The 18,370-nt window shown below is 58.6% G+C and carries 16 protein-coding genes and 1 tRNA gene; 10 read left to right on the top strand and 7 right to left on the bottom strand.

Features of this window, described 5'->3' with window-relative positions; all coding sequences use genetic code 11:
• Positions 1-7 precede the first annotated feature (7 nt).
• Positions 8-1,057, bottom strand: coding sequence for a D-xylose ABC transporter substrate-binding protein (gene xylF / locus IG629_RS05385; protein ID WP_226886471.1), 1,050 nt, complete (start codon positions 1,055-1,057; stop codon positions 8-10).
• 187 nt (positions 1,058-1,244) lie between these two features.
• Between xylF and IG629_RS05380 the strand changes: the two genes are divergently transcribed.
• The gene (locus IG629_RS05380; protein ID WP_193170939.1) at positions 1,245-2,015 is read left to right on the top strand and encodes an SDR family NAD(P)-dependent oxidoreductase; all 771 of its coding nucleotides are present in this window, start codon (positions 1,245-1,247) and stop codon (positions 2,013-2,015) included.
• Positions 2,016-2,080: 65 nt separating this feature from the next.
• Here IG629_RS05380 and IG629_RS05375 read toward each other — a convergent pair whose 3' ends face one another.
• Positions 2,081-3,259, bottom strand: a complete 1,179-nt coding sequence (locus IG629_RS05375; RefSeq protein ID WP_028465237.1) for a UxaA family hydrolase — start codon at positions 3,257-3,259, stop codon at positions 2,081-2,083.
• 2 nt (positions 3,260-3,261) lie between these two features.
• The gene (locus tag IG629_RS05370) at positions 3,262-3,552 is read right to left on the bottom strand and encodes a UxaA family hydrolase (RefSeq protein WP_028465236.1); all 291 of its coding nucleotides are present in this window, start codon (positions 3,550-3,552) and stop codon (positions 3,262-3,264) included.
• A gap of 127 nt (positions 3,553-3,679) precedes the next feature.
• Between IG629_RS05370 and IG629_RS05365 the strand changes: the two genes are divergently transcribed.
• The 4 genes from IG629_RS05365 to IG629_RS05350 all read left to right on the top strand — a co-directional run bounded on the left by IG629_RS05365 (position 3,680) and on the right by IG629_RS05350 (position 7,295).
• On the top strand, positions 3,680-4,399 hold the full coding sequence (locus IG629_RS05365) for a GntR family transcriptional regulator (protein ID WP_226886470.1): 720 nt from the start codon (positions 3,680-3,682) through the stop codon (positions 4,397-4,399).
• Between the two features lie 201 nt (positions 4,400-4,600).
• The gene (locus IG629_RS05360; protein WP_193170938.1) at positions 4,601-5,209 is read left to right on the top strand and encodes a hypothetical protein; all 609 of its coding nucleotides are present in this window, start codon (positions 4,601-4,603) and stop codon (positions 5,207-5,209) included.
• Between the two features lie 36 nt (positions 5,210-5,245).
• A complete protein-coding gene (locus tag IG629_RS05355) occupies positions 5,246-6,931 on the top strand; it encodes a methyl-accepting chemotaxis protein (protein ID WP_193170937.1) in 1,686 nt (561 codons plus the stop codon).
• A 163-nt stretch (positions 6,932-7,094) separates the two neighbouring features.
• Positions 7,095-7,295: a hypothetical protein gene (locus IG629_RS05350; RefSeq protein WP_193170936.1), complete on the top strand. Its 201-nt coding sequence runs from the start codon at positions 7,095-7,097 to the stop codon at positions 7,293-7,295.
• A 49-nt stretch (positions 7,296-7,344) separates the two neighbouring features.
• Here the strand turns inward: IG629_RS05350 and IG629_RS05345 are convergent, their stop codons facing one another.
• Positions 7,345-8,796 carry a sensor histidine kinase gene (locus tag IG629_RS05345; protein WP_193170935.1) on the bottom strand — a complete coding sequence of 484 codons (1,452 nt, stop codon included), beginning with the start codon at positions 8,794-8,796 and terminating at the stop codon, positions 7,345-7,347.
• Positions 8,797-8,961: 165 nt separating this feature from the next.
• Between IG629_RS05345 and IG629_RS05340 the strand changes: the two genes are divergently transcribed.
• Positions 8,962-9,861 carry a substrate-binding periplasmic protein gene (locus IG629_RS05340; RefSeq protein WP_193170934.1) on the top strand — a complete coding sequence of 300 codons (900 nt, stop codon included), beginning with the start codon at positions 8,962-8,964 and terminating at the stop codon, positions 9,859-9,861.
• A gap of 68 nt (positions 9,862-9,929) precedes the next feature.
• On the opposite strand, the gene IG629_RS05335 is transcribed toward IG629_RS05340, so the two are convergent.
• The 3 genes from IG629_RS05335 to pdxR all read right to left on the bottom strand — a co-directional run bounded on the left by IG629_RS05335 (position 9,930) and on the right by pdxR (position 13,329).
• A tRNA-Ser gene (locus tag IG629_RS05335) sits at positions 9,930-10,021 on the bottom strand.
• A 155-nt stretch (positions 10,022-10,176) separates the two neighbouring features.
• Positions 10,177-11,802 (bottom strand): GMC family oxidoreductase, encoded by a 1,626-nt coding sequence (locus IG629_RS05330; RefSeq protein WP_193170933.1) that lies wholly within the window; start codon positions 11,800-11,802, stop codon positions 10,177-10,179.
• 3 nt (positions 11,803-11,805) lie between these two features.
• Complete coding sequence (gene pdxR / locus IG629_RS05325; protein ID WP_193170932.1) at positions 11,806-13,329, bottom strand: MocR-like pyridoxine biosynthesis transcription factor PdxR; 1,524 nt, start codon at positions 13,327-13,329, stop codon at positions 11,806-11,808.
• A gap of 176 nt (positions 13,330-13,505) precedes the next feature.
• Here pdxR and IG629_RS05320 point away from each other — a divergent pair, with 176 nt between their 5' ends.
• The 4 genes from IG629_RS05320 to IG629_RS05305 all read left to right on the top strand — a co-directional run bounded on the left by IG629_RS05320 (position 13,506) and on the right by IG629_RS05305 (position 18,367).
• Complete coding sequence (locus IG629_RS05320) at positions 13,506-14,609, top strand: mandelate racemase/muconate lactonizing enzyme family protein (RefSeq protein WP_193170931.1); 1,104 nt, start codon at positions 13,506-13,508, stop codon at positions 14,607-14,609.
• Positions 14,610-14,626: 17 nt separating this feature from the next.
• Positions 14,627-15,925: an NAD(P)/FAD-dependent oxidoreductase gene (locus IG629_RS05315; protein ID WP_193170930.1), complete on the top strand. Its 1,299-nt coding sequence runs from the start codon at positions 14,627-14,629 to the stop codon at positions 15,923-15,925.
• 190 nt (positions 15,926-16,115) lie between these two features.
• A complete protein-coding gene (locus IG629_RS05310; RefSeq protein ID WP_226886469.1) occupies positions 16,116-17,186 on the top strand; it encodes an ABC transporter substrate-binding protein in 1,071 nt (356 codons plus the stop codon).
• A gap of 101 nt (positions 17,187-17,287) precedes the next feature.
• Entirely contained in the window at positions 17,288-18,367 is a 1,080-nt protein-coding gene (locus IG629_RS05305) for an ABC transporter ATP-binding protein (RefSeq protein WP_193170929.1), read from the top strand.
• Positions 18,368-18,370 lie beyond the last annotated feature (3 nt).

Here is an 18,370-nt window from a genome sequence, read left to right as displayed (position 1 = left end):
GGTTGGATCAGTTGCAGGCGGCGACCGAGCCGTTCTTGACGCCTTTGCAGACCACGTCTTTCGAGACCCAGCCGGCATCGATCACGATGTTCAGCTTGTCCTGGGTGATCGGCACAGGTGCGAGGAAGAGCGAGTTCAGGGCCTTTCCGTTCGGGCTGGTCCATTGCACGGCACCCGAAACCTTTGAGGCGTCCTCCCCCTTGGCGAGTTCCACGGCGATTTCAGCGGCTCGTTTGCCGAGTTCGCGGGCGTCTTTCCAGACCGAAACCGTCTGCGTGCCGAGCGCAACGCGGTTGAGTGCCGCATGGTCGCCGTCCTGGCCGGAAACGGGAATGCCATCGAGGCCCTGCGCCGTCAGCGCGGCGACAACGCCGCCTGCTGTTCCGTCGTTGGACGCAACCACAGCATCGACCTTGTTGTCGTTCGCGGTGAGGATCTGCTCCATGTTGCGCTGGGCATTCGCCGGCAGCCAGCCGTCGGTATATTGATTTCCGACGACCTTGATATCGCCCTTGTCGATCGCGGCTTTCAGGACCTCGATTTGGCCGTCATGAAGGAAGTCGGCGTTCGGGTCCTGCGGGCTCCCCTTGATGAAGACAAAGTTGCCTTTTGGCTGAGACGTGTACACCGCGCGGGCCTGCATGCGCCCGACCTCGATATTGTCAAAGGTGATGTAGAACGCGTCCGGGTCGTCGATCAGACGATCATACCCGACCACAGGGATGCCTTCGGCTGCCGCTTTTCTGATTGCCGGCGTTACGGCGGATGCATCCTGAGCCAGGATGATAAGGGCATTGGCGCCCCGCGCGATCAGGCTTTCAACGTCGGAGAGTTGCTTGGCCGTCGAGCTCTGCGCATCCGTGCTGATATATTCAGCGCCAGCCTTGTCCAGAGCGCCCTTGATTGCCGCTTCGTCGGTTTTCCAGCGCTCTTCCTGAAAGTTCGACCAGCTGACGCCGACAACAAGATCGGCTGCGTTGGTTGGCTGTGAGGTTGCAATCATTCCGCCAAGAAGCAATGTCCCGGCGGCAAGAATTCCAGGGAAACGTACCCTCATTTTTTCCTCCCTTATGAGATGGCATTAACTCGCCATTTGATTTATTTTTTTGCTCAAAAATATGTTGCCGCAAGGCTATTTCACCGTCAATAATTTCCTTTTCCCGGGTCGCTTCTTTTCGTGTCCGCAAGCTGTACGGCCTGTCTTATGATCTTGTTACAAGGATGCTTGAGAGGGAGATGTTGAGATGACCGCATATCAGACACGGTATCCGGATCTGGAAGGACAGGCGGTCTTTGTCAGCGGCGGCGCGACAGGGATCGGCGCGGCTATCGTCGAGGCATTTTCCGTACAGGGCGCGCATACCTATTTTGTCGATATCGACGTCGAGGCGGCTGAAGCATTGATGCAGCGCCTGGCTGAGGAAACGGGAAATGCGCCTTTCTTCCATCGCTGCGATGTGACCGACACGACGGAGTTGAAAAGCGCGATCAACCGGGCCGCGGATGCGACAGGATCACTCTGCGCGCTGGTCAACAATGCGGCGCATGACCAGCGCTTCGTCGCGGAAGAAGTGACGGAGGAGGATTGGGAGGCAATCGTCGCGATAAACCTGAAGCATCAGTTTTTTGCCGCGCAGGCTGCCTACGGGATCATGTCCGAAAATGGAGGAGGGTCGATCATCAATTTCGGCTCGATCGCACCGACCCAGGGGGTGAAGAACCTGGCAGTCTATTCCTCCTGCAAGGCAGCGGCTTTCGGTCTGACGCGTTCCCTCGCGCGCGATTTCGGTGAAGCGGGTGTCCGTGTCAACTCAGTCGTGCCGGGCGCTATCCTGACCCCGCGCCAGCTTCGTGAATGGATCGACGAAGAGACCAAACGCGACATTATCGCCCGCCAGTGCCTGAAGCGGCCAATGCAGGCAGACGATGTTGCCGAGATGGTGCTGTTCCTGGCCTCGAACGCATCGCGCGGATGCACCGGCCAGGAATTCAGGGTCGACGGCGGAAACATCTGACGCGGGGGGCGAACGAAAAAGCCGGCCGCATAATGGGCCGGCTTTCTCTGTGATGTGGATGTCGATCAGGCCGAGCGGTAGAGCTTGGTCATGGAGAACTCCCGGTGGCCGAGGGCTTCAGCCGCCGTGTTACGGCCGTTCGCGGTCCGGATAATCATGTCGATCAGGGAATCTCCGGCCTCGTCGATGGTCATCTCCCGGGTCAGCACGCCGGTCACGTCCACATCGATATGCTCCGACATGGTGCGCAGGGTGCGCGGGTTGCCGGAGATCTTGACCACCGGCACGATCGGGTTGCCGACGACATTGCCCTGTCCCGTCGGGAAGGTGTGGATGACGAAGCCGCCAGCCGCCATCAGGGTGACGCACTCCGCCGCCGCCGACGAGCTGTCCATGAAGTAGAGTCCCGGACCTTTTTCCGGCGTCTCGGCGGGGCCGATGGCATCGATATAGGTCGATGTCCGGCCGATCTTCTCCAGATTGCCCAACGCCTTCTCCTCAATGGTCGTGAGACCGCCGAGAATGTTGCCCTTGGTCGGCTGGCTGTCCGAAAGGTCGTCCGTCTGGTGGGCGAAGATCACCTCATCCTGATAGGCCTGCCAGATCTTGCGGAATTTGGCTCCGATCTCGGGCGTTGCCGCGCGGGCCTCGCAGATATGCTCGCCGCCGGTGATCTCCGAGGTTTCCCCGAAACAGCCATAAAGGCCGTGCGGCAGCAGCTTGTCGTACATGTTGCCGACGGTCGGGCAGGAGGAGAGGCCAGTCGTGGTGTCGCTCTCGCCGCATTTGGTCGAAACCCAGATGTCGGTCAGCGGTACGGCTTCCTTCTGCAGTTCCGTCGCCCAGTGGACATATTCCTTGGCCTGCCAGGAGGCGGCCCGGATGGTCTCGAAGTCACCTTTCTGCTCGATGGAGAAGCCGGTGACCGGCTTGCCGGTCTTGGCGATGCCGTCGACAATCACCTTGGTCCATTCAGGCTCGATGCCGATCACCACAACGGCGGCGACATTCGGGTTCGCGCCGGTGCCGATGATGGTGCGGAAATGCAGATCCAGATCTTCGCCGAATTGCAGGCGCCCATAGGCATGCGGGATGGCCATGGTGCCTTTGACGTTGTTGGTCACGGCTTCGCAGGCGGCGTTGGAAATATCGTCCACGGGCAGGACGAGAACATGGTTGCGGACGCCGACGCGGCCGTTTTCCCGGCGCCAGGCATTCACGCTCGTATTTGCAAGATCGGCCATCTCTACCACCTCTTGGTTTTCATGTTGTGGGTATGGACGTGCTCGCCGACGCCGGCATTGCCGACCATCTTGCCGATATCCTCGCCATATTTGATGACCGTATCACCGGCGGAGAGATCCTTCAGGGCCACCTTGTGGCCGATGGGAATGTCCGCCTTGGCGGTCAGCCGGAAGTCCGAATTATCGTGCGTGACGACGCAGAGCATCTCGGTGCCGGCTTTCAGGTCCTCCACCACGACGACACCGACCGTGTCGTCCGGGTTATGGACCAGCAATTGCGGGATGTTGGTCATTTCGTGAGCTCCCTCAGTTTCATTTTTGAGTTTCGTTAACCCATCTCATTACATGTAGGAGAATTCTTATACAAGACTGATGCGCTCCGATCTGGTACATGGCGTTGCTAGCGCGATGGAAGCTGGATTGGATCAAGCGAACCTGATGACGGAACCGCTCTACAAAGCCGTAATAGGAACTGTGATCGACCGCATCGTCTCGGGCGAATTGGTCCCGGGTGCGATGCTGCCGAGTGAATATGACCTCGGCGCGGAACTCGGCGTGAGCCAAGGCACCGCCCGCAAGGCGCTTGAGGAGCTGGAGCGAAGGGGGATCATCAAGCGCCGACAAGGTGTGGGAAGTTTTGTCGCCGTCCGGACTCCCGAGAATGCCCTGTTTCAGTTTTTCAGACTGCGTAATCCGGACGGCACCCAAGCCATCCCGGGACTGGCCGAGGAAACGGTGACATCTCGTAAGGCGACGGCATCTGAAGCGGGACAGCTTTCCGATGCGCCGGAAAGGGTTCATGAAATTGTCCGCGTGCGGACCATTGATGGAGCGCGGCTGATTTATGAAAAATCAGTGGTGCCGGCAGTGCTCTTCCCCGGCCTGGCCGAACGTGCACCGCTGCCCAACGCGCTCTACGCCCTTTACCAGCAAGCTTTCAGGATTGCGATCGTACGCGCGGATGAAAGCATCAGGGCTGTTGCGGCAGATCAAGAGACCGCTTCTGCCTTGGGAATTGTCGAAACCCGTCCAGTTATGCGTGTTGAGAGAAAAGCATTCGACATAGCGGACCGCTGTGTCGAGTTGCGGTTGAGTTTTTACGTAACCGATCACCATGCATATGGAATTTCTCTAGCATGAATGTCCACCTTTGATGTGGATCGAATCACCTCATGATGAAAATTGATTAACATCAAAAATCCAGCAAAAACAAACCAAAGGGTGTTTTGCTGATGGAGAATTAGACTTAGTTTAAATGTTTCTTAATTTCTTGCAGCTTAACTGATCGCTACTCGCCTGAAAGTCAGGCTGACGGCATTACGGTTTGAATGTGAGGTTGCAATGAATACGGTCTTCTCGCGGTTCGCCGCCCTTTTGATCGTCGCGTGTCCCTTCATGATCACGGAGAGCTACGCCCAAGATAATCCTCCGTCTGTGGACATTCTCGACGGTAACGCGATCGCTGAAATTCGTGACTGGCTCTCCAATCCGGTCGTGGAAATGTCCGTTACCGCGCATAACAGACTGTATGAGGGTGTTGAGCAGGCGCAGATCGATGAGCTCGATAAAGCATGGCGCGCCGAGAAAGAAAGTGCAGACCAGCCGCTGATCGCGGCCACGCTCAGCAGCCCGCTATCGACCTACCTGACCCAGATTCAGGCGGCATCCGGCGGAATTTTCACTGAAATCTTCGTCATGAATGCCTTCGGTTTGAATGTGGGGCAGAGCGCTATCACGTCCGATTTCTGGCAGGGAGACGAGGCGAAGTATCAGAAGACGTTCCTTGTCAGCCCGACGGCTGTTTTTGTCGATGAGCCTGAGTTCAACGAGAAAAGCAAGACGTGGCGAACCCAGGTGAATCTGACCTTGGCCAAGGATGGAAAAGCGATCGGTGCGGTTACCGTAGAGTACAACCTGAGCGAGCTGGCGCGTCGCCGGGGGATCATGTAACGCCGCCTGACCATCGGTTTACCGGGGAAACATAAAATGAATTTTATCCAGAACCTCAAGATTTCACGGAAGCTCGCTCTTAGCTTCTCCATCATCATCGCGATGACGGTTTTGACAGCCATCCTGGCCTTCGCGGCGATGGAACAAATCAAATCCGCTGAAGCCGAGAGTCAGAAAGCTGATCAGCTCGGCGATATCTATCTCGAGTATGAGCGGGCTTTCGCGCTCAAGCGTCAGGGCCTGCTTTACTACCTCCTGACGGGGGATCGGACAGGTCTGGAACAATTCAACGAGATGTCACCGAAGATCGCTGCCGCTGTTGCCTCGCTTCGCAAACAGTCGGCTGACATTCCGGCTGTCGCCAAACTCGTGGATACGCTCGTTCTGGATTACAAGGAATGGCTGGACGTTTATGCAGCAGAGCAGGTCCGGCTCATGAGTAACTATCTGACGGTGAACCAGGCCCGCGCCATTGAGGTGACCGGTGAGCCCCAGATCGCGATCGATCGCTTCACTGAAGCAGCGATGAAGCTGGAGCAGGAACTTTCGGGTATCTCTGCCCATGCCGTTGCACAGCGTACGGCGGCACTCGCCAGCTTCACCGTAACCATGATCGTCTCGATCGCCTTGATTATTGTCGTTGCCGTCGTCTCGGCCTTCGCGATGAGCCGTTCGATTGCGACCCCGATTGGCAGCATGACCGCACTGATGGGGGAGATGGCCAACGGCAATCTCGATATCACTGTGTCCGGTACCGAACGAAAAGACGAGATCGGCAGCATGGCTGCGGCCGTCGAGATCTTCAAACGCAACGGCCTTGAGCAGCGTGAACAGAAGGCGCGTGAGGCAGAGCAGCAGGCACAGGAGAACGAACGCCACCAGAAGATGGAAGGCTACACCCGTTCATTTGATGCCGAGATGGTGAGCGCGCTGAAAATCGTGGAAGAGGCGGTCAATAGTGTCCGTGTTTCGTCTGAAACGATGGCGGCCAACGCTCAAAATACGACAGGCCTCTCGCGAGATGCCGCAGCGGCGATCGAGGAAGCAAACGCCAATATCCAGACTGTGGCGTCTGCAACGACCGAACTGTCCTCTTCCATCAACGAGATCTCCTCGCAAATGGCACAGGCTTCAACCGTGACCCGTGCCGCGGTCGGAGAAGTCGAGACGACCAACACGCGGGTCGGGGCTCTGAACGAAGCGGCTGAAAGCATCGGTCAGGTCATCCAGATCATCGACGAGATTGCCGAGCAGACCAATTTGCTTGCCCTTAACGCGACCATTGAGGCTGCCCGGGCCGGCGAGGCCGGAAAAGGGTTTGCGGTTGTTGCCAGCGAAGTGAAAAGCTTGGCGACCCAGACCAGCAAAGCGACCGAGGAGATCAGTCAGAAAATCGCGGAGATCCAGAGCGAGACCAGTGCAGCCGCCGATGCGGTACTCGGTATCGGGAATACGATCAACAAGATTGACGAGTTGACGGCCGTGGTCGCCAGTGCGGTTGAGGAGCAGGGTGCTGCGACCAATGAAATCGCACAAAACATCGAGCAGGCGGCTTCCGGTACCCAGACGGTTGCCCAGGTCGTCGAGACAGTGTCTTCCGCGGCTGGAGAGACCGGCCAGCTTGCCGAGAGCCAGCAGACTGTCGTCGGCGAGTTGAGCGAGCGGAACCGCAAGCTCAAAGGCGAGATCGACCAGTTCCTGGGGAATGTCCGGGCGCTCTAACACATCACGCCACTTGTGAATTTACGGGCCGGTCACACAGTGATCGGCCCGTTTTTCGTTTAGTGTTCTGGCGACCAGTTATGATGAGGCAGCAGAGCCACCGTGCACCTGCAGCACGTGATGCGTTGTGGCAAGGCCGATACTTGGTCCTGCGGGGAGGAATGTGGTCGGCGGGCGTTCTATAGAAGGGCTCGAAGACCGGCTGGAGGCCCGAGGCGCGAAGGCTTTCGCCGCGGTTGTCTATTGTCTGGGTGACGCGTCCATCCAGGACAGAAACAGCGATCTCGATCGTGGCGTTTTCCTGTCCGCATATGATGGCGTCACGGACTACATTCTCGATTGTGCATGGAAAAAAATGATCTGACTGCCGCGTGCGGCAGCGGGCACTGATGGGTCATCCTGTGTCGTGAATATCACCGTATCTCAGATAATTGGGGCAGGGCACCCTCATCGTGAGAGGGTGCAGCAGCAGGCGAAACTTTCAGATCGACCCAGAATGTCGATCCTTCGGCAACAATGCTGTCACAGCCGATATGTCCCCCCATGCCTTCCGCGAGCATTTTGCAGATGGCAAGTCCAAGGCCGGCTCCGGGAATGTCAGGGAGGTTGTTGTCTCCCCGAACAAAGGGCTCGAATATCGACCGGAGCTGGTCGGGGGGGATTCCGCTTCCGCTGTCTTTAACATACAGGCGTTGCAGGCCATTTGGCCGGGCCGTGACGCCGACGATGACAGTGCCGCCGGAGGTGTTGTATTTCGTCGCGTTGGTGACGAAATTCAGCAAAATCTGTCGCAGGCGAGACTGGTCTGCCTGCACTGTTTCCTCAGTGCTTATATCGGTTTTCAGCGTGATCTGGCGCTCGGCAGCGATCTCTTCCAATTGCTGGGTATCGCGCCGGATGATGTCAGCCAGGCTGACATCCTCGATCTCGAATTCGATTGAGCCAGCCTCGATTTTCGAGAAGTCGAGGATGTCTCCGAGCAACCGGTTCAGTTGCCGGCCGGCACTGGAGATGTTTTTGAGGTACGAGTTCCTGCGTTCTGTATTGTCGACGCCGATGCCCATTTCCAGCGCCTCCGCGTAGCCGATGATGGCATTGAGCGGCGTCCGCATTTCGTGGCTCATGCTGGCAAGAAAAACAGATTTGGCTTTGTTCGCGGCCTGGGCCTCGATAACGGCTGCGGCTAAAGCGTTGGTCGATTGAAGTACACGCTCTTCCAGCAGATCCAGCTCGTCGCCGCGCCGGTTCGTGTTCGGTTTGTTGTGTGCGGCGCTGGAAAACGATTCAGCAAGCCGGGTGACACGTTTTGTGATGATCAGCTGAAATATCGTCGTAAGCAGGAACGCTAGAAGCGTACTTTTCAACAGGCCGGAAAGCACAGCATTCCAGGTCCGTTGCAGGAACCCTGGCGCAGCCGCTACCGGGTCGAGTTCGATAATCAGGGTTCCGACGTCAAGGTCCGCTTTTTCAATGCGCAAATGACGTTCGAAATGCGCCGCTTCGGACCCCAGCAAGAGTTGCTCTATAACCGAGGGTGATTTCGTCGTGGTTCGGGTCGCACGAGCGAGCGTGAGGCCGATCTCATCCAGAATTTGAGCTTGTACAAGTGCCGGATCGCTCAGCAGGCTGGCGACCAGTTCCTGGGCACCGACATCATCCAGCCGGTATGCGGCGCGGGCCGCCGGCTGGCCCGCATAATTCAGAATGGATGCAGCATGGACGCTCAAGTCTTTACGCTCGTTTCGCGCGTCGAGCAGAATTTGCATGATGGCGAACACAGCCCCGATAGCCAGCGCGATAAAGACCGCTATCTGAGCTTGCCGGACTGACAACCGGCGACGAAAAGGAACCTGTGAACTGACCAAGGACTCTCTCTGGAACGCAAGTAACAAGGTTACGGTATAAGACCGGATCAATCAGGGCTAGCCTGCGGGGAACTTAATATAATTGTGGTATTGTGGCCGAATTACGGGGCTGGCCCGAGACTTCGGCTATATTGCTATACTGGGTAATCAGTCGAGAATTGGTTAATGGCGATGTTGTGTGCGGGACGTGAACAGGGGGGGATGCCGCATGAATTGCGGGGCTTGTTCATGGTTGTTGCAACCATGCTCGGCGTCTTTATTGCCGTGGTTCAATCCGGCGCCGCTGCGCGAGCAGACGAGGGCCATTCATGTGATAAGGCTCCCGCATTCACGCTCGCTGCCGAGGATGCATTCTTTCCCTACACCGGAATGTTCGAAGGCAAGCTGCGGGGCTTCTCGCTTGATATTGTCTCTGCGGCGTTCAGCGCGGTTGGCTGTACAGTCAACTTCGTGGCAATGCCCTATGCGCGCTGCATCCGCGAGGTCCAGGCTGGGCGGCAGATCGGCTGTTTCAACACGACGAACTCAGCGGATAATCAGCAGAAATTCATATTCCACGACCGGCCGCTGTTCCGTGGCCGCATCATGATTTATGCGCACCCCGTCCGGACTGGGGTTTTCACTGAAGAGGACTTCGAGACCCAGAGTTTTTCGGTTGTGCGCGGGTACACTTATACGGATGCGTTCGACCGAAACCCGTCTATCCGGAAAATCGCAGTTGAGTCCGATCTGCAGACATTGGCCATGGTTGCCCGCCGCAGGGCCGATTTTGCGGTCGTTTATGAAAAAGTAGCGCAGTTTCAGATGGGTTGGAATCGGGCGCGGATTGCGCCGTCACCGGTGCCGGTTCATAAGCTGGTGGAATACGATCTCTTCGTGTCCTTTTCCCGGGCGGCTGAAGCGCGGTCAATGATGCTGGCGCATGCTCTTGACACCGGTCTTGAAAAAATACGCGACAATGGCACTTACGAGAAAATCGATGCAGCCTGGAATGTCTGGCTGTCCGTCGGCGTAAAAGCCGACCAGCCTCCGCCAAAATGGACACGGCTCGGAATCGGCGACTAGAGACGTTTCCGGCTACTCCGGAAACGAGCCTGTCACGATGCAATATCAGATTATCGGGAAGGGAAGACTGGCGGAGGGGAAGAGATTCGAACTCTCGATACCGGTTTCCCAGTATAACGGTTTAGCAAACCGCCGCCTTCAGCCACTCGGCCACCCCTCCGCCGGAGTGACACAGCGGGTAAACCCGCCGCACGACGTATGCAGCGCCCCTTCTATGCGGCGGCCTGCCCACTGTCAATGAATGCATTCATCCGAACTGTTTTTTTTCAGGGCAGGCACGACGGACATGTCCTGCTCCGGAGGAAGATCTTGGTTTCAGGGGCTTTTCGCAGCCTCCAAAATGATGTCGCTCGCCTTCTCCCCGACCATGATAGAGGGGGCGTTGATGTTCCCCGACGTCACTGTGGGGAAGATTGACGCGTCGGCGACACGCAGATTCTCCAGGCCGTACACTTTCAGGCTCGGATCGACCACACAGGTCTGCGCGTCGGGGCCCATCATGCAGGTGCTGCACGGATGGAAGACGCTGCCGCCCTTGGTCCGGATGTAGTCGAGCATGGCCTCGTCGCCATCGACATCGGGGCCGGGAAAGAGTTCCTCCAGCACGATGTCCTTCATTGTCGGTGTGTTGGTGAGCTGGCGGAGGAATTTCAGCCCTTCCAGATTCTCCTCCAAGTCATGCTCGGTTGCGAGGTAGTTGGGCTGAATTTCCGGTGCGGCCTCCGGGTCGGCGGAACGAAGGCGCAGATAGCCCCGGCTGGTCGGACGGCAGGGCGAAATGCTCATGATGAAGCCGGCGAAGGGGTCCGGATGCATCAGAGCGCGTTTGCCCGGCGGGCCCTTCAGGTAGCTCAGTGGCGAGAAATAGAGCTGCATGTTAGGCCGCTCAAGGTCCGGGCGGGTTTTGAAGAAACCGCCGCCCTGATTCAGGCTGAGAGACATCGGGCCACTGCGCGCGAACACATACTGCATCCCGGCCCAGAGTTTTCCCCACCATGGCGTCAGCGTGTTGTTGAGCGTCGGAAGTCTGGATTTCAGCGTTTGGTCGACGATGTAGTGATCCTGCATGTTCCGACCAACGCCGGGCCGGTCGACAAGAACATCGATCCCGGCTGCTTTCAGGTCTTCCGCCGGACCAATGCCGGAACGCATGAGCAGCAGCGGGCTGCCGATCGCGCCGGCGGAGACGATCACTTCGGCATTTGCATGTGCGCGTTTCAGCTCTCCGCGGCATCGGTACTCGACCCCGGTCGCGCGGGTTCCGTCAAACAGCAGGCGTTCGGCCATCGCGTGTTTTTCGACCCGCAGGTTTGACCGTCGCCGGGCAGGCCAGAGATAGGCGCGGGAGGTGGACATGCGCACGCCGTCCCGGGTCGTGACGTGATAGGTGCCGACGCCTTCCTGGCTGGCGCCGTTGAAATCGTCGTTGCGTGGCAGACCGGCTTCTTCGCCGGCCTTGATATAGGCCTCACAGAGCGGGTGAAGGTCGTCCTTCGGGGCGCTGACATGGAGCGGGCCGGAGCCGCCGTGCCAGGCGCTCTCGCCCCATTCGTGAGACTCCATCTTTTTATAGACCGGCAGGATGTCATCCCAGCCCCAGCCGGGATTGCCTGCATCGCGCCAATCGTCAAAATCCCCGGCCTGTCCGCGGATATAAACCATCGCATTGATCGAGCTTGAGCCGCCGAGCACCTTGCCGCGGGGCCAATAGCTCGGGCGGTTGCCTGCCGTTGGCACCGGCTCGGTCATGTACATCCAGTTCACTGACCGGTCGTAGAAGGACTTGCCATAGCCGATGGGAACCTGGATCCAGAACCGCCGGTCGTCGCCACCCGCTTCCAACAAAAGCACCCGGTGTCGTCCGTTCTCGCTGAGGCGCCCCGCAAGCGCACATCCTGCCGACCCGGCGCCGACGATGATGTAGTCAAACTGATCTTCCAACTCTCAAACCCTTACTGTCTTCGTCTTCCGGCTGTCGCGGAAGGCATTGTCGAGAACATTTGCCAGGACCATTGACCCTGCCTCGATATCGCTCGGTGGAACCCCACTGAAGCCGAGCACGAGGCCATTGAGGGTGAGGGGGGCTATGGCGTAACGGCTGAATGGTGTCACCGTAATGCCGGCCTTGTCTGCTGCGTCTGCGACCACTCTTTCGTCAAGCTCGTCAGGCAGATGCGCAATCGTGTGAAGACCGGTATCGGTCGGCTTCAGTTTCAGCAGTCCGTTAAGCTCCCGGTCAGCGCAGGCTTTCAGCACCTGATAGCGCTCCGTATAGACCCGCCGCATCCGGCGGAGGTGGGTCGCGAAATGACCTTCATCCATGAAGCCCGCGACAATGGCCTGCTGGTTCAGGGGGGCACTTGGCAGATAGGCAGCGAACATCTGCTCGAGACGCTCGACGAAGGCCGGGGGGACGAGCATGTAGCCGAGCCGAAGGGCGGGGAACAGCGTCTTGCTGAAGGTGCCGACATAGAACACGCGGTCGGCATGGTCGATGCTCTTCAGGGTCGGGATCGGATGGTCGCCGTAATAGAATTCGCCGTCATAATCGTCCTCGATGATCCAGGCATCGGCCGCCCCAGCGGCTTCCAGCAAGGCAAAGCGGCGTTCCAGACTCATGGTCACGCCGAGCGGTTGCTGGTGCAGCGGCGTCGCGAAGGCGAGCCGGAAGTCCGGCGCTTGCCGCAGTCCTTCGGACACCATCATGCCCTGGTCGTCGATTGGCAGCGGAACCATCTCTCCACCGGCGGCCAGCAAGGCGTTGTAGGCACCGATTGCTCCTGGATTCTCGAACCAGACCTTGTCCCCCCGGTTCAGCAGCATGGAGCCGATGATATGGAAGGCGTGCTGAGCGCCGTTGGTGATGAAGATTTGCCGGTCTTGGCAGTTGATCCCCTGATTGGCCCGCAGGTGTGCGGCAATGGCGCGCCGAAGCGGCGGAAAGCCGGAGGCATTACCGTAGCCGAGAACCACATCGCGCCGCTCGCGCCAGTGTTTGTTCGACTGGCGGGTCCATTGCGCGATCGGAAAGATGTCAACGGCGGGAAGGGCGGTCGTAAATGCCCGGATGGTGTGTGGGAGTCGCTCAACGAAAGCCGAGCCGACGGGAGCAGGGGACGGGAATGCACTGTCTGCCTGCGGCTCCGGCCCGTCATTGGCGATGTCGATTGCGGTCTCTTCTGCCGGATGGCCTATCCGGACGGATTGGCTGACAAATGTTCCGGCCCCGGTGCGTCCTTCCAGCAAACCTTCAGCGGTCAGCCGATCGAATACTTCGACCATGGTGGTGCGTGAAACGCCGAGATCGTTGGCCAGCGTGCGTGTGGCCGGCAGACGGTCGCCGGCCCTCAATCCGCCCGTGAGGATGATGTCCCGGATAGAGGAGACGATCTGCGTCGCGAGCAGGCGCGACGACCCGTGATCGATGCGGATTGCGCTGAGCAGGGCGCCGGCGGCTCGTTTCACCATCACAGAACTTTCAACCGCTATGGCGGAGATTTTTTATCGCGCGCAAAATTGGTTTGGCGAAATGTCGATAATGGACCTTAATTTCCATCCAAATTACTCGTCAAGATGAGTCATCATTCAGTCTTTGCTGAGCTGCTAATTTCCGCTTTTTGATCCAAACGCATGGGAAACCACGGATGAAAATCACGAAGATCGAGACCTTCAGCACGGAGTTCGTTGGTTTCGTAAAGGTGACCACCGAAGATGGCAGCGAAGGCTGGGGGCAGGTCTCGACCTATAATTCCGATATCTCCTCCCTCGTGCTGCATCGGCAGGTGGCGCCTTATGCGCTTGGGTGGGATGCGTTCGATCTGAACGGGCTGGTCGATATCATTCCGGAGAAGGAGCACAAGTTTCCCGGCGCCTATCTCCGACGGGCGATTGGCGGCGTCGATACGGCGCTCTGGGATCTCTATGGCAAGCGCGAGGGCAAGACCGTTTGCGAGTTACTCGGCGGTAGACCTCGGCCGCTTCGTGTGTATGCCTCCAGCATGCGGCGCGATATTTCTCCGGAAGACGAAGTGGAGCGGCTGAAGAAGCTCCAGGACGAATGCGGCTACGACGCCTTTAAAATCAGGGTCGGCAGCGAATACGGCCATGATGTCGACGAATGGCCCGGCCGGACCGAAGAAATTATCACAGCCATGAGTGCGGCCTTCGGCGGCAAGGCAACCTTGTTGGCCGACGCCAACAGCTGCTTCACACCAAAGCGCGCGATTGAGGTCGGCCGGATGCTTGAGGATAACGGGTTCTCCCATTTCGAAGAGCCATGTCCCTATTGGGAACTCGACTGGACGAAGGAAGTTGCGGATGCCCTCGACATCGATGTGACCGGCGGGGAGCAGGATTGCGATCTGGCGGTCTGGCGCCGGATGGCATCAATGGGGGCGGTCGATGTGCTGCAGCCGGATATCTGTTATCTCGGCGGCATCACCCGGACCATGCGGGTGGCCGAGCTGGCGAAGCGGTACGAGATGGCCTGCACACCGCATTCGGCGAATCTCTCGCTTGTCACCGTCTTCACGCTGCATCTGATGGGTGCCATCGAGGCGGCTGGACCCTACGTCGAATTCGCCATCGAAGGGCTCGATTACTATCCGTGGCAGAAAGACCTTTATGACCCGTTCCCGATAGCCAGGGACGGCAAGGTTCAAATACCCTTCGAGCCGGGCTGGGGCATTCAGATCAGGCGCGATTGGCTGGAACGTGCGCACTATCAATGCAGCGAGCTCGATAGCTGAAACGCGGACACGGAACCATGCAGACCGACATCTTTACCGAGGATTTCAAGACTGAGCCCTTTTGGTGGGAAAAGACCCCGCGGCCCAATATTGGCGCTACGTCATTACCGGAGAAATCGGATGTCGTTATCGTCGGGGCCGGCTACACCGGCCTCTCTGCGGCGCTGGTGCTGGCCCGGGCCGGTCGCTCCGTTCTGGTCTTCGATGCCGGGGATGCGGGATGGGGCTGCAGCACGCGTAATGGCGGGCAGATCAGCCGGTCAATCAAACCGGGATATGAGAAACTTACCCGGCGTTACGGCGCAAACACGGCTTTCGAGATCATCCGCGAAGGCTCGCGGGCCTTGGAATGGGTAGAAGGTTTTGTCGCCTCGGAAAATATCCAGTGTGACTTTGCGGTACCTGGAAAATTCACCGGTGCCCACAATCAGGCCCAGTTCGAAGCCATGGCCCGGGCTGCTGCGAACCAGCCCGAGGGCCTGGAGGAGCCGCTTGAGGTAATTACGCGGGCGGAGCAAAAGCGTGAGCTTGGGACCGACGCTTATTACGGCGGTATCGTGAACACCAGCACGGCGTCGCTCGATCCGGCAATGTTTCATCAGGGAATGCTGGAGCGGGTCCGTGAAGCCGGTGTGACGATCGTGACGCATTGCCCTGTCACGGGAATTGAAGAGTCGGCCCCGGGCTTCCGGGTGAAGGTACCCGGCGGCACCGTTAAGGCCCGTAACGTGCTTGTCGCGACAAACGGCTATACAGGTTCGGAATCTGGCTGGCAGCGCCGGAGGGTCATTCCTATCGGCAGCTATATCATCGCGACAGAGGCGCTTCCGAAGGATCTGATGGACCGGATCATGCCGACAGACCGGATGCTCGGTGACAGCCGGAAGGTGGTCTACTACTACCGCCCGTCTCCTGATCGCAGCCGCATCCTTTTTGGCGGACGTGTGTCCAGCAGTGAAACAGATCCGCTCAAAAGCGCGCCGTTGCTGCGTCAGGAATTGATCCGTCTCTTCCCCGAACTGTCCGGTGTTCGGGTCAGTCATTCCTGGATGGGGTTCGTCGCTTACACCTTCGACACGCTGGCTCATGTCGGCTGTCATGAAAACATCCACTATGCGATGGGATACTGCGGTTCTGGTGTTTCCATGTCGGGATATTTGGGGATGCGGATTGCGCAGCAGATGCTGGGACTTAAGGAAGGCAGAACCGGGTTCGACGGAATCAGTTTTCCATCGCGTCCACTCTATACCGGGCGGCCATGGTTTCTGTCGGCATCCGTGGCCTTCTACAGGTGGCGAGATGGCCTCAACAGGTAGCCGAAAAGCCATTCCGGGCAAGAATTTTGGATAAAATTGGTCTGATGTTTTATCGAGAATGGACCTGTTCTGAAGTCCAATCGCGTCCTTCAATTTCCGACAGTGGGCAGGATTGAAACCAATCCGGGAGCCGGGCAGGGATGCCAAGCTTTGAATAAGACCCAGAAATCGAACAGCGGAGAACGTTCTTATGACGAAGAAGACAGAATTCTCGCGTCGTGGCTTGCTGGCGGTTGCCGCCGGTGCGATGGCGATGTCCATGACCGCAGTGCCCGCCCAGGCGGACGGCTCGGTGACTGTTGCCTCCTGGGGCGGCTCCTACCAGAACGCGCAAAGCCTCGCACTGTTCCAGCCGGCGTCGAAAGCCATGGGGATCACGGTGAAGGAAGAGACCTACGGCGGCATGTCCGACGTGCGTCTGAAAGTGAAGGCCGGTGCCGTGTCCTGGGATATCGTTTCCAGCGGTTCGGGGAGCGCCGCGCGCGCTGCCGCGGAAGGCCTGCTGGAAAAACTGGACTACAACGTCATTGACGTCTCGACCTTCTATCCGACGCTGAAGACGGACTACTGCGTTGGCAGCGACGTGTTCTCGACCGTGATGGCATTCAACACGGCAACCTATGGCAATAGCGGACCGAAGAGCTGGGCCGATTTTTGGGATGTGAAGAAATTCCCGGGCAAGCGCGCCTACCGCAACAAGGTCGCCGGTGCGCTTGAGCCGGCACTGATGGCCGACGGTGTCGCGCCGGCAGATGTCTACAAGGTTCTGGATTCCGAGGAAGGCATCAAGCGCGCTCTCGACAAGATCCGCGAGCTGAAGCCGGAAATTGCTGTCTGGTGGAAGTCTGGTGCCCAGCATGCCCAGCTTATGAAAGACGGCGAAGTCGACATGACGACGGGCTGGAACGGACGTTTCGACGTGGCCAAGAAAGACGGCGCGAAAGTCGCCTACACCTTCAACCAGGGCCTGCTCGACTATGATTGCTTCGCGATCCCGAAAGGGGCGCCGAACAAGGATCTCGCCATGAAGTTCCTGGCGGAGGTGAGCAAGCCGGAGATCCAGGCCAACCTGCCGAAACACATCACCTATGGGCCGACCAACAAGAAGGCCTACGAAATCGGCATGATCGACGACAAGACAGCGCGCATGATGCCGTCTCACCCGGACAATGCCGCTGTTCAGCTTCCTGTCAGCCTCGCTTGGTATGCCAAGTGGGAGCAGAAGGCCGCTGCCATGTATCAGGATATGCTGACCGAATAGCGTTAGCGCTTTCGAAGGGACGTGGACGGCGGTTCTCCGCCGTCCCGTCGCCGGCCTAATCCGGCTATGTTCTCAATCCAGTGATAATCGGTGAATTTGGCATGTCGAAGCAGCAAGCGCTTCCGATCTCTATTTCCGGTCTGACAAAGGTTTACGGCGATATCTTCGCCCTGAACGATGTCGATCTGGAGGTTCAGAGCGGCGAATTTTTGACGCTGCTGGGCCCGTCCGGCTCCGGCAAGACCACACTGCTGATGGCGCTCGCGGGGTTCACCCGGCCGGACTTCGGAAGCATCCGGTTCGGCGAGGACGAGATCATCTCCATGCCGCCGCATAAGCGCGGTGTGGGAATGGTGTTTCAGAATTACGCGCTGTTCCCGCACATGACCGTCGCGGCGAATGTCGGCTACCCGCTGAAGCTCCGGAAAACACCGAAGGCCGAAGCGGAAAAGCTGGTGGCGGACGCTCTGGAAACGGTTCAGCTCGGCGGTTACGGCGAGCGGCGAATCAGTCAGCTCTCCGGTGGCCAGAAACAGCGTGTGGCCCTTGCCCGCGCCATAGTGTTCAGTCCGCGCATCCTGCTGATGGACGAGCCGCTGTCCGCTCTCGACAAGAATTTGCGCGAACACATGCAGATCGAACTCCGCCATTTGCATGAGAAACTGGGTATGACCACGGTCTATGTGACACACGACCAGCGCGAGGCACTGACAATGTCGGATCGCATCGCAGTCATCAATCACGGCCGGCTGATGCAGCTTGATACGCCACGCACGATCTATGAGCGTCCGGCCAACCGTTTCATCGCCGAGTTCATCGGCGAGTCCACCTTTCTGCAGGTTGAGCGCGATGGGGACCGGGTAAGCTTTTCCGGTACGGAATTGAAGACGGGCGCGCTCCCTGCGGCCGGCAAACTTGCTCTGGTTGTCCGGCCGGAGCGACTGAGCGTTCTTGACGGCCCGCCGACACCGGATACCAATGTCTTCTCCGGGACCGTGCGCGATCTGGTCTATCAGGGCGATACGGTGCTGGCCTATGTCACGCTTGCGGATGGGACGGATTTGACCGTCCGGGCCGGAACCCGCACGGGCGAGCCGATCGAGAAAGCTTCTATCGGCGACCGGTTGGAGCTGGGCCTGAAATCTGCCGACGCCGTCCTGATACCGCGTGAGGAGGCGTGACCG

This window comes from Nisaea nitritireducens (assembly GCF_014904795.1).
Lineage (GTDB): Bacteria > Pseudomonadota > Alphaproteobacteria > Thalassobaculales > Thalassobaculaceae > Nisaea > Nisaea nitritireducens.
The sequence above is the reverse complement of the archived record's forward strand: the minus strand, read 5'-3'. Positions and strand labels throughout refer to the sequence as shown.